Annotated in this window: 11 protein-coding genes; 3 read left to right on the forward strand and 8 right to left on the reverse strand. The window is 40.1% G+C overall.

Translation table 11 applies throughout. The features are described from left to right. Positions 1–4: 4 nt before the first annotated feature. The 3 genes from AAA943_RS09285 to AAA943_RS09295 all read left to right on the forward strand — a co-directional run bounded on the left by AAA943_RS09285 (position 5) and on the right by AAA943_RS09295 (position 2,670). Complete coding sequence (locus AAA943_RS09285; RefSeq protein ID WP_338223952.1) at positions 5–1,801, forward strand: Kelch repeat-containing protein; 1,797 nt, start codon at positions 5–7, stop codon at positions 1,799–1,801. Between the two features lie 372 nt (positions 1,802–2,173). Continuing rightward, positions 2,174–2,347 (forward strand): hypothetical protein, encoded by a 174-nt coding sequence (locus AAA943_RS09290; RefSeq protein ID WP_338223953.1) that lies wholly within the window; start codon positions 2,174–2,176, stop codon positions 2,345–2,347. A 71-nt stretch (positions 2,348–2,418) separates the two neighbouring features. Further along, positions 2,419–2,670, forward strand: a complete 252-nt coding sequence (locus tag AAA943_RS09295; protein ID WP_338223954.1) for a hypothetical protein — start codon at positions 2,419–2,421, stop codon at positions 2,668–2,670. Between the two features lie 378 nt (positions 2,671–3,048). On the opposite strand, the gene AAA943_RS09300 is transcribed toward AAA943_RS09295, so the two are convergent. From AAA943_RS09300 to AAA943_RS09335, 8 genes are all read right to left on the reverse strand, one after another. Further along, positions 3,049–4,137, reverse strand: coding sequence for a Fic family protein (locus AAA943_RS09300; RefSeq protein ID WP_338223955.1), 1,089 nt, complete (start codon positions 4,135–4,137; stop codon positions 3,049–3,051). 241 nt (positions 4,138–4,378) lie between these two features. Next, complete coding sequence (locus tag AAA943_RS09305) at positions 4,379–5,404, reverse strand: type II toxin-antitoxin system HipA family toxin (RefSeq protein WP_338223956.1); 1,026 nt, start codon at positions 5,402–5,404, stop codon at positions 4,379–4,381. Between the two features lie 3 nt (positions 5,405–5,407). Beyond that, the gene (locus AAA943_RS09310; protein WP_338223957.1) at positions 5,408–5,728 is read right to left on the reverse strand and encodes a HipA N-terminal domain-containing protein; all 321 of its coding nucleotides are present in this window, start codon (positions 5,726–5,728) and stop codon (positions 5,408–5,410) included. Then, positions 5,725–5,937 (reverse strand): helix-turn-helix domain-containing protein, encoded by a 213-nt coding sequence (locus AAA943_RS09315; protein ID WP_338223958.1) that lies wholly within the window; start codon positions 5,935–5,937, stop codon positions 5,725–5,727. The genes AAA943_RS09310 and AAA943_RS09315 overlap by 4 nt, the downstream gene beginning before the upstream one ends. Positions 5,938–6,478: 541 nt before the next feature. After that, entirely contained in the window at positions 6,479–9,577 is a 3,099-nt protein-coding gene (locus AAA943_RS09320) for a type I restriction endonuclease subunit R (RefSeq protein WP_338223959.1), read from the reverse strand. An 18-nt stretch (positions 9,578–9,595) separates the two neighbouring features. Further along, positions 9,596–12,016 (reverse strand): UvrD-helicase domain-containing protein, encoded by a 2,421-nt coding sequence (locus AAA943_RS09325; RefSeq protein ID WP_338223960.1) that lies wholly within the window; start codon positions 12,014–12,016, stop codon positions 9,596–9,598. A 36-nt stretch (positions 12,017–12,052) separates the two neighbouring features. Next, a complete protein-coding gene (locus AAA943_RS09330) occupies positions 12,053–12,259 on the reverse strand; it encodes a hypothetical protein (protein WP_338223961.1) in 207 nt (68 codons plus the stop codon). Then, complete coding sequence (locus AAA943_RS09335) at positions 12,240–13,778, reverse strand: Fic family protein (protein ID WP_338223962.1); 1,539 nt, start codon at positions 13,776–13,778, stop codon at positions 12,240–12,242. The genes AAA943_RS09330 and AAA943_RS09335 overlap by 20 nt, the downstream gene beginning before the upstream one ends. Positions 13,779–13,838: the final 60 nt, after the last annotated feature.

Raw genomic sequence — 13,838 nt, forward strand, 5'->3', positions numbered from 1 at the left:
ATTGATGAAGCGTTTTTCCCTGGGTTTTTGGATTGTTTTTATTCTGTTCATAGTGACTTCCTGCAGGCAAGAAGAAGAGATTTCCCTTCGGGATTATCCATTTATAGAAAGTTTGGGTATCTCAGATTTAAATCAAACAGGAGTGACTGTAGATTTTGAAGTGAAAAAGGAAGGAAGAGCCCCGATTCAGGAGTATGGGATTGAATATTTTTTAAGCACACCCAATTCAAATCCTACTGAGTTTGCTGATATATTCAGAGTTTCCAGAACGGGTTCTCCATCGGACAAGCTTGTTTCTTTGAGGATTAATTATGACTTGGTCAATCAAAGGAATTACTTGGTTCGTCCCTATGCAAAGTCTGGAGGGGTGACAGTCTTTGGAGAATTATTGCCATTTAACAGCTTAGGTACTTCACCGCCTGTAGTCACTGAGGTAAGTCCTACAGCGTTTTACAGAAATGCGTTAATCACGATCCAAGGAGATTTTTTTAATTCCCGGGTTGAAAATAATGAGATAAGAATTCCAGGACTTGAAAACGATTATCGGGTCACCCTAATCAGTGCCTCCAATCAGGAATTGGTAATGAGTGTAGAAAGCATTTCGTTCAATTTTCAGCCGACTGAGGAGAAATTTGATTTGTTGATCAACAGCGGAGGCAAGTCCGTTACCTTGGTGGATGTCTTCTCGATTTTAGTACCTTCTATTCAGTCCATCGAGCCTAATCAAGTCTATGTAGGGGACAAGCTTAGGATTTTTACAAACAATCCGGATTTGACCACTCCCTATTCTTTCAGACTTAGTGCCAGTGATGTCCTTCAGCAGGAAATTTTCCCCTTGACGATGCTGGAGGGAGGCATATACGAAGGAGAGGTGAGAAGCTTGTCAACGGGACCTGCCCAGGCCACCATGTCAGCTTCTTTTTATTCCAATACCTTTTCCGAACCCATCGAGATCCTTCCTTCTTGGGAAGTATTCCAAGACGGACTCAATGTCCCTTCATTTAATGAGTACAGAAATTACCCCTTTGGTGATCGGCTTATTTTTTGGCGATCAAACGGTAATGATCAGAATGAATTTTATCAGTTGAAAGTAGGAAACAGCTCTTTGGAGGCATTTGGAGATGAATCCAATCAGCCATTTATCCGTAGCTCGGAAATGCTTCAAGGGCTGAATGACCGGTACATTTACTACGGACTGGGTATCGAGTATACGAGCAATGATGTGATCAACCACCGGGATTTTCATCGCTATGATTTACAGACAGGCAGGTGGGAGCGACTGGCTGACTTTCCCTTTGATTTTTCCTACGTCGTAAAAACCTTTTCTGCTCAGGGGAAGATCTATGCCGTGATGCTGAATTACTTGAATTTTCGGGAATATGATCCGCAAACTGACCAATGGACACTAAGTCCTATTGGTGTGCCTACAGAAGTGAGAAATGCGATTCACTGGACCATGGTGGGAGATTATTTTTATTTTCTTTCCAGCCTGTCTCCTTTGCAGGTGAGCCGATATCGGGTAGGTGGGGAAGTGGAGTTTGTTGCGGGCTTTTCGGAGTTTTTGGATTTCAATGTACGGCTGAGCCACTGGAATGGACATTTGATGATTTATGATTTGATTCATTCTTATCGACTGGATTTGAATACACGGAAATTCAGCTTTGTACAGGAAATTTTTGAGAGCCGTTTTAGTCATTTTATGCCTTGGCCCACTTCTCAAGGCTTCCTTCAGGCTTTTCCAAGAGATAGAAATTCAAGCATTCAGGAAAACAAAATTTATCGTTTGATCCAGGAATTTTGATCTTTCAAAAATTTTTAAGGAAAAACTGTTTCGCTGATCAAAGAAATTAGCTCCGCAGGGGGAAGGCCGTTTTCGGATGATATCCTCTGTTTTTTGTGGATGTCAGCAAGAAAAATGTCGGACAAATTCCTTCGAAAATAAAAAAAATACCCAGTACTGGGTATTTTTCTACCCTCCTCAATCCTTAACTTTGAGTAATTACAAGGCAAAGATTAAGCCTTCAAGTGGGTACTTTTTCCTGTTAATTTTTATCGGCGTGAGGAAAAATTCAGATGGGAATAAAGTTTGGCATCCAATTGGGTGATTATTGACTACCAGCCTTTCCAATGTGTGAAAAGCTATTTTATGATCTATTTTAAAAACAGGTTTATTTTGAAAAAACATTCCGAAAAAGTGCAAGCTAAAAGAGAGGATATTCTCAGAAAGCGCAGGGGAAAAAATGAGGAGTTTCGGATTGATTTCATGCCCTTGTGCATGGATGAGGATCTTCAGGCAATGAGCGATTTTTTTCAGGAGAAAAACAAGAAAAAGGAAAACCTGGATTAATACCAGCCAATTTGAGCTGGAATTGACTATTCAAAGTTTCCTTTTTTTACCTTTCGGGCAAATTTCCAAGTATGTTTGACAGTCCCGACTATCCTAAATCCCTTTCAGAAGATCAGTTTGAGCTTTGGATGGAGCAGGGGAGAAGCAGTCCGCTTTCCTATGCCTATTTATTGATTATATGGAACGAATTGGACCAAGAGTATTTCCCTGTTTTCGCTGAGGAGCGAAATGCGATTGAGGAATATGGTAAATACGGCATTTCAGTGGATAATCAGGTTCTGGTAGCAGCTTATGATCTTTATTCTCAGACAAGGGTGGCCTAATTGTTTCCTTAAAAGCCAGCAGTCCCTAGTTAAGAGGTATTTTTAGGGATTTTTGGATTTTACTTTTTTGATCAGTAAATCCGGGGAATGACTTAGGAAGCTTTCTTTGAGGTAATCAAAAGTCAAAAACTTCAATTTGAATCTTGGTAGTTTCAAATGAAAAAAGCCAAGCATCTCGCTTGGCTTTTTTGTAGAGGAGGAGGGATTCGAATAATTGACTTTATTGACCTGATAAACAGGGATTTGTGTTGGTGAAACAGCTGTAGGTCTCGATTTTTCCAACCCGCTTGTTTTAGTAAAAATTGTGATGAACGGTAAGAGAGGGGATTCGAACCCGGAGTACACGCAATTAAATTTGATCGATGACAGGTACTTGGATTACTCGAGTGAGCTGTTTTCAAGAATGTTCATTAAGGGAGTGTTTAGATAGAGTTTCTCTTTCCCTACTTTTTTGGAAGTCAAAAATCCTGCAGCTTCCAACTCGCTTAGGTAGTTGCCTACCGTCTTTGGAGTGCCAAGTCCAGCATCGATTAAGAACTGTCGCTTGGTATAGGGAAGACGGAAAATAATTTCCACCAAGTCCTTGGAATACACCTTAGGCAAAGTAATTCGAATTTGTTCAGCAGTGTGTTCCATCAATTTAGTGACCTGATCCAATCTCTTTAGCCCATGATTGGCGGTTTTTTCGACCATTTCCAGCATGTATATAATGAATCCCTCCCAATCCTCCTGCTCTGTGACTTCTCGTAGGTGACGGTAGTAATCATTTTTGTGCTGGATGATGTATTCGCTGAGATAGATTGCCGGAATTTCAAGTAGTCCAGTCTGTTTGAGGAAAAGCAACAGGAGAATTCTTCCGGTTCGTCCGTTCCCATCGGCAAATGGGTGAATCGCCTCAAATTGGTAATGCATCAACCCCATTTTAATCAGAGGGTCAAAGGAATTGTCTTCGTTGATGAATTTCTCCCAGTTGGCCAGTTTTTCCCGAATTACTTCCTCACCGGTTGGGGGAGTATAGATTACTTCTCCAGCAGTATTTGACAAAGTTGTCCCAAGAGTTGTACGTATTCCAGCAGTATTTCCTTTGATTGTCTGGACGAGTTCGATACAAAGGTTGGTCGTGATGAAAGGTCTTGATTTCATTCGTTCTAAGCCCATCCATAGTGCTTCCTTGTATCTAATAACCTCTTTCGTTTCCGGGCTTTCAAATTTTTTATCTGCAATCAGGGCTTGGTACAAGTCATCGTTGGTGGTGATGATATTTTCGATGGCAGAACTTGCCTTGGCCTCCTGAAGATGGATGGTGTCTAAAAAAAATGTTGGATTGGGCAGGTTTCGGATAGCTCCGTTCAATTGGGCCAAAGCCCTACTTGCCGAAATGGTTTTCAGTAAAATCGGTTTTGTTTCCAGTTCTGCCTTAGGCGGCAGCAAGGGGAGATCGTTGTAGGGGATAGTTTTATTGAACATGGTAGGTGATAGGGGTGAAATTTACACTCGTAGAAGCAACGAGGGTAAATTTAATCATTTTTTACCCTCGTTTAAAAAAACAGGAGTGAAATTTACTCTTGTAGGTAAGATGGATATTCAGAACTGAAATTCACACTGTATCGAACGTGAAATTTCAGTTAAAAAGAGAAGGATCTCGGTGGATAACTCTCAATTCTTCAAGAGAAAAGTTGTTTTTAACCTTTAAATACTGAGAGGTTTCTTAAATCAACTTTAAAAATGAACTATTCAATGCCTTTAGCCTGGTCTGATGCGTGTCCAAGTAAAGTTTTTTACAGGTTTCGTCCAGATAGCTTCTGTTGGTCATATCTTCCACTCCCAATTTTTGTGTTCGGAATTCATTCAAAATTTTGGTGAGCCTGGATTGGATCAGGCCAATTTTCAAACCAAATTCCCAAAAATCGTCATAGGCTAAAAAGCCATTGGCTTCGAAACTTGGGGTGTAGTACTCATTTTTGAACAAGCCATCTTTCAGTGCTAACTCAGGATCCTTGACATGTAGCCGCGTATTGATCAAATCATAAGCGGGGCTTAAGACATAATCGCCCTGAGAAGTTTCCAGCAAACTGAAATTTTTCAAGTGTGCGTCTCCGTTTGAAAACAGGAAATTGAAAACGACCTGTTTGCAGAATTCTTCCAAAGCTACTGGATAAGCTCCTACGTACTTTTTGATCAAATCGGCAATCGCTTCGTAGCTGGAATTGTACTTGAATTCTTCTCCATCTGTTTCCTTGGTTTTACCTGCAAGTGTAGCGAAGTCTTCTACGCCCAGCTTTTTGCCGGTTTGTGAATCAATGTCAAATCGCTTGGTCAGATATGCTGGTTCCCCATTCCTGAAAAAGATAAGGCCATTTTCTGCTGTTTTCAAACCATAAACTTGCTTTGCAATCTGCATCGTCAGATGTTCATTGGCAGGAACCATTTCGATCCGATCCATATCTCGCGGAATCGGTTTAAGGATATAGGTTCCTTTTTCTCCTTCCTTGGTTAGCCGGACTCTTCCTTTTTCCCAAATTGCAGAAAGCTTTTCCTGGGCTCCGGAAATAGAGATTCGTTTTCTGTTTTCCAGCATCTCTTCCATTTCGGATTCGTTGGTGGGCTGGTGACTTTCGTAGGAAAGAAAATGGGAAGTCTTGCGTCTACCGAAAAGTTGCCGTAGTCCTAAAGGGCTATATTGGTCAAATCCTTTGGCAAGGGTAATCGGGCACGAGTTCAGTTTTAATTCCATGGATTAGAGTTCTTGTATGGTGACAGCCCCGATGGTATCCGTAGTCGAAGTTTGAAGTAAGAGGGAGAAAAAGTCGTTTTCATCAATCTGTAGCCTTCTGGCTTGGAGTTTCAGGTTTACACCTTCTGAAAGCAGATTGAAGAAGAACGGGAATAAATGTACTGAGACAAATTCCTTTTGAACCTTGGGAAGGGTAAGGCTGATCGAGGGTTTGGTAGGATCATTTAGCCAAGCCTCGTCATAGACGAATCGATACCGTTTTGGGCTTTCTTTGATCAAAAGTCCAACCTGTTCTCCATTTCGTAAGACTGCTGCTCTACTCATCGGTCAGTTTTTTTGAGACCAAGACTTAGCTCCAAACCCAAGACTTCTGCCAGTTGGTTAAGGATTTTCACCGAGGGATTAAACTCTCCGCGCTCAAGTTTGTAGAGCGTGTTGATGCTGACTTGTGCCATTTCGGCTAAGTTCGGCTGGTTAATTCCCAGCAGCTTTCTCCGTTCTCGAATGACAGCTCCAATTTCCTCAATTGTCATTATAGTGTGATTTTGATGCTAATCTACTGATGATATATTTAAAATCAATTAAAAATCATATTATAGTGCGAAATATAGAGCAATCAGAGCTCGGATTGATGAAAATACCTTCATTTTCATAATATAATGTGGTTATATGCGCTATGCAGAGATTAGTGCGGGTATCCTTTTCAGATTTTGCTGAGACAATGACGGTTTAGGTTTAAAGTTGTCCATAAAAATGCCCTGAAAAAATAATACCCTATACAATGCCTTCATTTTTATGGCGGCCTGGCTTAATTCCAATAGGAGAGGTTCTATTTACAAAGGCCAAATGAGGGTGGATCGAGGTTCATTGTTATCGTTTGAAATTTTTCTGAGTTCGTAAGAAATGTCATTTCAGTTCGTAAAAAAAATCAACTAAAATTCGGAGAGCGTAAACTAAGGTTCGGATAGAATGATTCTTTGAGCCATGAAAATGTCCCACTATACTAAGCTAAGAGACTTTATTTTAAAAATTTCTAAAATCAACTATGGTTCGGAAGTCCTAGACCAAAATTGTTCACACCCCCGACATCCTTTTCATTGCATCCACCAATCCTTGGAGAAAGGAAGCGTCTTGGACATAAAGTTTGTACATGTCCATATCCATTTTTCGTTGCTTTGCCATTACCTCGTCCATGATCTTTTTGATGGCCAAGTCCTTAGTGTGACTATCCTTATTTTCAAGCACTTTCTTCTCAAAATCAGGATGGGCTTGAAACTTTTTTTGAATATAGATCAGTTTGATCTTTTTTTCCTCTGCTGAGCCTTCAACCCCTGAAAACCAGCGTTCATTGAAATTTTGAATGATTTCGTCCAATGGATCTTTCGAAGGGCCTTCGCCATGAACCCCTCGTGGGTTAGGGTTTTGAGGGTTAACCTCTGTTTCCTTTGAGTCCAAGGCGATAGCCTCATTCAATTTTACACGCTCCAATCCATAAGTAGAAAGATCCACAGAATCCAAGAGTTCGTCCAATAAGTCTTGTTCAGGGTCTTTGATGATCATTTTTGGGATCAAAAATTTCAGGAACCAAAAGAGTTTCTCCCAATTCACTACTTCAAAATCAATGATGGACGCCATCTGTCCATAGATTTTCACAAACTGCTTGGCCTTGATTTTATAATCCGCTTTTAGCTTTTCATCTAGTTCAAGTTCGAAGTTGAATCGGCTTTCTGCAACTTGGATAATTGGGCTCAAGTGTCTATCGGCATCCAATCCTTTGAAATACTTTTGGACAAAATCTTCCACTTCAAGCCATTCATAGATTCCAGAACTGTCCAAACTTTCCTTCAACTCATGTAAGACGTTGACATCCGTAGCGCTGCTTAGTGAGGTAGCCGTGTAGAAGGGGTCAAAGGATTTTTGGATTTCAGTAGTCGAATTGTAAAAATCCAGAATAAATAGATCCTCTGTTTTCTTACCCAGCTTGTTTGCAGATCGGTTCAAACGGGATAGCGCCTGCACTGCCAAGACTCCCTGAAGCTTCTTGTCCACATACATAGCTGTAAGTTTAGGTTGATCAAAGCCTGTTAGGTATTTGTTAGCTACAACCAAAATCCTGTACTCATCCAAATCGAAGTATCTCGCGATTTTGTCGGTGATATAGCCTGGATCAGTTGGTTTTCCAGTGTCCAAATTGGCTGGAAAATCATTAATACTTTCCTCAGAATATTCAATACCATTTACTTTTTTGGTACCTGAGAAGGCGATTGCTATTCGGAAAGGATTTCCCTTTTTGGCTAATATTTCCTTGATGGCAAAGTAATATCGAATGGCTGATTCAATGCTTTGAGTTGCCACCATGGCCTTAGCTTTTCCTTTTAGCCTTTTTGGATTGACCACTTTAGTAAGGAAGTGGTCGATCATGATTTCTGCCTTGGTAGCGATGGTTTCCTCATCTCGCTCTACAAAGGCTTTTAGCTTTTTCTGAGCCTTGACGGTATCAAATTTCGGATTGTCGGCTATTGACTTTTTGATTTCGTAATAGCTCTTGTAGGTCGTGTAATTAGCCAGCACATCCAGGATAAAACCTTCCTCAATCGCTTGCTTCATGGAATAGAGATGGAAAGGTTTGAAAGTCCCATCTTCTTGCTTGATTCCAAATCGTTCCAAGGTATTTGGTTTTGGGGTGGCTGTGAATGCCATGTATGAGGCATTATCCCTCATTTTTCTGGATTTCATCACCTCCAAAATCAGGTCTTGGGGATCTTCGCTATCCTCATCTACTTCACTTTTTGTAGAACCCATTGCTTGGTTCATTTTTCCGGCTGCCGTGCCACTTTGACTGCTGTGGGCCTCATCGATGATCACTGCAAATCGACGATCACTCATGTCTGCAATCCCATCGACAATAAATGGAAACTTCTGAATGGTCGTGATGATGATTTTCTTTCCCGATTCCAGCGCATGCTTCAGGTCAGCAGAGGATTGTGCCGGAGCTATGATGTTCTTCACTTCCGAAAACTCCTTGATGTTTTCTTTGAGCTGTTTATCCAATAGCCTGCGATCGGTCACGACGATTACCGAGTCAAACAAAGGATTTGAAGTTCCTTTACTTCCGGGAATGGTATCGGAAATGGGGTAGGTTTCGATCAATTGATATGCCGCCCAAGTGATGGAGTTGGACTTTCCAGAACCTGCAGAATGCTGGATCAGATAGGTTTGTCCGGTTCCATGCTTGCTTGCATGATCCACGAGCTTTCGGACCACATCCAATTGGTGAAACCGGGGGAAATATAGGTTTTTGTTGGCTAAAGGGGTGGTGTCTTTTCCGTCAAAACGGACAAAATGCTGAATAATATTGGCGATGCTTTCTCTGGTAAAAACATTCTCCCAGAGGAAAGACGTGCGATGTCCTAAGGGATTGATGGGATTTCCTTTGCCAAAGTTGTCCCCTAAGTTGAAGGGCAGAAAGAAGGTGTCTTTTCCGTTCAGTTTGGTAGTCATATAGACTTCATCCGTATCGACAGTGAAGTGTACAATACACCTTCCAAAATTTAAGAGCGGTTGAGTAATGTCCCGCTCGTATTTGTACTGATTTTGCCCGTGGACTTTTGCGTTTTGTCCAGTCCAAGGGTTTTTCAACTCCATCGTAGCAAACGGCAACCCATTCGCAAAAAAGACCATATCGATCTCTTGCAAGGGATTATCTACCGAATACCTCAATTGACGAGTGACGCTGAACTGATTGGCTTCAAAGTTTCTTTTGACTTTGTCGCTGCTGCTAGCTAAGGGTAGGGGATACATCAAGGTGAAATGTGCATCATCCACACTTAATCCTTTTCTGTACAATTTGAGTACGCCGTGTCTTTTGATTGTACGATCAATTCGCTCCAGGATCTTCAATTTCCAATCGGAGTGCTTTTGGAGTTTTGCCAATTCCTCCTCTTGGGTCTTTTTTAAAAAGTCAAAAAGGCGAACCTCATCTATGGCAAAGCGAGCATTAAAATGGCAGGGATCACCAATCCAGTAGCCGCATCCGGCCTGATAATGTCCTCTTGTATCCGCCCAACTATCCACTGAAGTGCCCTGTTCTTTCAACTCTTCCAGGCAGCTTCCGGTGAGTCTCTTTTCGATGGTGGATTCGAGGGCTTGTTCGTTTGTGTTACTTGGACTCATGGATTGGAATGACTTTGATTAACTATAAACCTTTATATTTCTACTATTCTGATTTGTATACTTTTTTACTATTCGGCCCAATTCGGAGTTCTCCTCATCAATGGTTATATACAAGGTATCTATAGCTCGGGTAAGTGCCATTAAAACCCAAGTTGCCGCAAACATTTTCTTTCTCTGTTCATTAGTAACAAACATACTTTGACTGAAATGATCTTTCTCTGTGTCAATTAGGAATTTCTCGGCCTCTTCTTCTTCAGTTTTATTGATAAAGAATTTATCTAAGTCAAAGCAGCAAACAGACCAGGCCTCCAAACCACGGCATGATTCATAATAAATCAGTCTAAATTGATTTGGATAAGGCAGCCCTAGTTTAGTTTTGTCTGCAACCGTTCCATCAAAAAACTGGTACCCACGTTCTTCTAGGATTTTTTTCTTTGACCAATCTCCCCTGATATATTCTTTTGTGACAACGATATTTCCATATTCATTTATGGCAATGTTCTCTTCGGAGGGAATAGAATTTTTGTTTTCATTTTGTAGGGATTCAAGTAAGATTAGAATACTTTCATATTCTTTACAACCATTGGTTTCGCCCTTTTTATTAAGAAAGTTGAATATCTCATTTGTTTCAGTTTCAGACTGTGTAGGTCGAAAGTCAAATATAATCTCGCCTGAATCTTGGGTTTCTGTACTTTCAAGATTTAAATCAATCCCAAATTCAGATGCAAAAAAGTTACAGAAATGTGCAATCTGAGGTTTTACTCTATAGCTCTTGTTTCTTTTGTTTTTAATAATTGATGAAATCTTTTTACCTCGGATTACTTCCCAATTACAAAGTTCTTGATGACGGATTAACTGTTCTTTCCCTCCATTGGCGATTACCAAACGATCTGTTCCAAAGATTTTTGCCAAAATATCTTTTTCATAAACATGGCAATCTTGTGCTTCATCTACGAAGACGATTCTATTTCGTTTTCTACCGCCTACACGCCTATTTTTGAATTTTGCAAAATCTTTCTTTTCGATAATGCCATCCTCATTAAAATAAGTGACTCCAGCTCCTGTAGCTAGATCAATTAAATTCCCTTTATTTTTTATATCAAAATCATCGTAAAACTTATCTGGGTCATCTATCTGCAAGAGTACATTCTTCAATACACCATAGTAATCAGATAAAAACACCTTTTCCGCAGCAATTGATGTTAACTTTTCCTCTTTCCAACTATAGAAATCTTTGGAATATTGAGCCATTGCTCTTTTACTATTTATCGTCCTTTTAGATAAATAATTAATAAAATCAATGGCCACCTCTTTTGTAGGAGAGTCAATTTGTTTGCTATTTTGAATTAATGTTTTAATATTATTGAAATCAGTTTTTCCATTAACCAGTATTTGTGGGGAAATTAAGTCATAAGAAACTCTTAATCTTATTTTTAAATTATTTAATATCTCACCTATCCTCTCATGGGACATTACATGAAGAACTCCAAGAGATTTGGATAAGCGGTAATTGAATCCGTGTAAGGTGTCTACCGTGGCTTCCTGATTAAATTCTTGAGTGTTAAAAAGTGGTTTAATTATTTGAGCTAAATCGTAAACTAATACCCTGTTATAAGTTAGCATTAAGGTGTTAAACCTATTTTTTAAAGAAGAGATGTTTAGAGAAAGTAAATTGGAAGTTTTTCCGCTACCAGCCTTTCCTTTAATTATAATCATTTGCTTAGATAGATGGGTTAGTAAATCTTGTTCTTTATTTATTTCTTTCCCTATTCTATCAATCTTCTTTTTTGTTAAATAGCCAAATTCAGAATCAAAACTTGCCTGTTCTATAATTTGATTGATTTCAGATGCTAAATTTTCATATCCATATTGTGTTTTCCATTTCGAATAAGAAATGAAAATCTCTTGTCTGTTTTCTCTTAACCAAAGAGAAATTGCCTTAAAATCAAACGTGCCACTTACTAAATGATTTTCAACGCAATGCGTAGATGTTGATTCAATAAAGACTAGTGGATGAATGTACACTTCCTCTTTGATACCACACCTGTTTTTTAGATAGTTTTTAAAACCATAAGTTAAAGAGATGATTTCCTTCTCGTAATTTATTTCAGATTCAGCCGCCAATAAACTATCTCCTTCTATTTCTATAACATCATTTTTATAATCTGAAATATATTTGACTGGAATAATGAGATTGTGCAAATAAACCTTCCTGTCATTCTTCGTGAAATAGATATAATTCCCTTGAATATCTTCAATTGCAATTATTAATACAAAATCGATGTCACAGTCTGCTGTAACTAATACTGGAAATCGGTTAAGAACATAAATAGTAGCGCTATTACATGTGTTTCCAAACTGATTTTTAAAACTAGATTCAAGTTTTTCATAGTTTAGCTTGTTATGTTCACCATTTATTTTGATCAGACTTATTGCCATAAATTGAAGGGTTTTACATTATTTCTTGGAATTAAACTAATTAACTTCATCGATTGCCAATAGGGCATCAAAATAGGTTGGGGAGCCAATACAGTAGCCGCATCCGGCCTGATAATGTCCTCTTGTATCTGCCCAACTATCCACGGTGGTGCCCAGTTCTTTCAACTCTTCCAGGTAGCTTCCGGTGAGTTTCTTTTCGATAGTGGATTCGAGGGCTTGTTCGTTAGTTTGGCTTGGAGTCATTGGAGATTTTTTCTTTTTCTGCCATACCTGCTTGAGTCAATCGGTAGCGTTGTTTTTTACTTTGTGGTTTATCCGGAATGGTCATTTCGATCCAACCGTTTTCAAAGGCTTGATCCAGGTAGTTATCATTGAAATTGGTTCTGTGAGTCAGCCCAAGCTTTTCCATCATTTCACTTCTACTCATCTCCCCCTCCAATATCCAAATTAGTCGATGCGGTAGGTATTCTAAATTCAGGAACAAAAAATCATGTGCGGTATCATGTGCGGCATCATGTGCGGTGTCATGTACGGTATCATGGTCGGTTCTGGCAGAAGGCCGCCAAAGTGTAACCATAAAGGTTTTGTTGTCCTCAAAATCAGGGGCTTTCAATCCTCTCTCGGCGGTAAGCGCATACATCTCAGGAATACCTGTGCCAAAGCGCTCAATGGCGCCGGTCAGAAACATGCAATTCGCCAAGGTAGGGTTGTGAGGATAGGAGCTATGAGGATCTTTCAATTGGGCAATATCCAGTTCCTTAGGCAAAGAGCCTGGATTGGAAATTTCGATTCGGTCTTTGAATACCGAGACCTGAATGCTCCCCTTGCTGTAGTAGTCCCGGTGGGCAATGGCATTGATGATGGCTTCGGCAATTACCGCTCGGGGAATCTCATAGGAAGTCTCTACCAACAGCGATTTACTTCTATCCCCCGTCGCAAGACTGATTTTAGAAAGGACAAAATCCAAGGCATTCTCGGCCATTTGAAAAACAGTTCCTCCATACTCCTTGTAATCAGGGATAGGCTTACTCACGGTCAATCCATGAAAATGTGCACACTTAACGGTAGCTGAAGGAAAGTAAACTTGGGGATTTTTTCCAAAGGCAAGAATAGCGCTGTTGCTCAATTGTCCCTGCCGCAGTAGCCGTAGATGGGTTAAGATTTTTTCTTTTGAATCGGATTCTTTCAGGGGGAAATTTCGTTTGGCTTTTGCCTCCCGGACAAATTCTGACAAGGCCTCCTCAGAGATATCTTCCAATCCGGCCTTGCTAGAAATGCTACTGTCAAAATCATCTGCATCTATTTTTCCGCTTTGCTTGAGGTAAAGAATGGCTGAGCGGTAGATTTCCTTTTTCAGTTCATCCAGGGTTTCATATCGCTTTCTGGAAACCCGTTCCCCTACTTTTTCTATGAAAGCGGCTTCTTTTGGGTGGCGTTGAAGAGCACTGCTTCCTTTGATAAAAACCCAGCAAGGTTTGTGGGATTCCTGCGCCGCATCAAACTCCCGTTCCGTCGGAGAAATACCTCCCCGATCCTCAAAACCGTAATCCGTACCCAATAGGCCTATATAAATATCACAGGACTTGACCTCTTTCAGATAGACCGCCCCCGGATTTTCTCCGGTAGCAGCTACCTCTTCAAATAGATAGGGTTCGAAGAAAAGCTTCAGCAATTCATCTTCACGGATGTAGGCAGCAAGGGCCTTCCGCTCAGCGGCAAACTCTTTCTGTACACTCGATATAAAGATGATTTCTTTGGGCATATGGGTTTATTTGGAGATAAGTTGAATTTCTGAATTTGAATCAAATAAAAACATATTGAA

This window comes from Algoriphagus confluentis (genome assembly GCF_036245625.1).
In the GTDB taxonomy this organism is placed as follows: domain Bacteria; phylum Bacteroidota; class Bacteroidia; order Cytophagales; family Cyclobacteriaceae; genus Algoriphagus; species Algoriphagus confluentis.

Excerpts from the sequence above, each read along its gene's own strand:
- AAA943_RS09285 (WP_338223952.1), top strand. The coding sequence starts at position 5 with ATGAAGCGTTTTTCCCTGGGTTTTTGGATTGTTTTTATTCTGTTCATA.
- AAA943_RS09295 (WP_338223954.1), top strand. The coding sequence starts at position 2,419 with ATGTTTGACAGTCCCGACTATCCTAAATCCCTTTCAGAAGATCAGTTT.
- AAA943_RS09300 (WP_338223955.1), bottom strand. The coding sequence starts at position 4,137 with ATGTTCAATAAAACTATCCCCTACAACGATCTCCCCTTGCTGCCGCCT.
- AAA943_RS09305 (WP_338223956.1), bottom strand. The coding sequence starts at position 5,404 with ATGGAATTAAAACTGAACTCGTGCCCGATTACCCTTGCCAAAGGATTT.
- AAA943_RS09310 (WP_338223957.1), bottom strand. The coding sequence starts at position 5,728 with ATGAGTAGAGCAGCAGTCTTACGAAATGGAGAACAGGTTGGACTTTTG.
- AAA943_RS09315 (WP_338223958.1), bottom strand. The coding sequence starts at position 5,937 with ATGACAATTGAGGAAATTGGAGCTGTCATTCGAGAACGGAGAAAGCTG.
- AAA943_RS09320 (WP_338223959.1), bottom strand. The coding sequence starts at position 9,577 with ATGAGTCCAAGTAACACAAACGAACAAGCCCTCGAATCCACCATCGAA.
- AAA943_RS09325 (WP_338223960.1), bottom strand. The coding sequence starts at position 12,016 with ATGGCAATAAGTCTGATCAAAATAAATGGTGAACATAACAAGCTAAAC.
- AAA943_RS09330 (WP_338223961.1), bottom strand. The coding sequence starts at position 12,259 with ATGACTCCAAGCCAAACTAACGAACAAGCCCTCGAATCCACTATCGAA.
- AAA943_RS09335 (WP_338223962.1), bottom strand. The coding sequence starts at position 13,778 with ATGCCCAAAGAAATCATCTTTATATCGAGTGTACAGAAAGAGTTTGCC.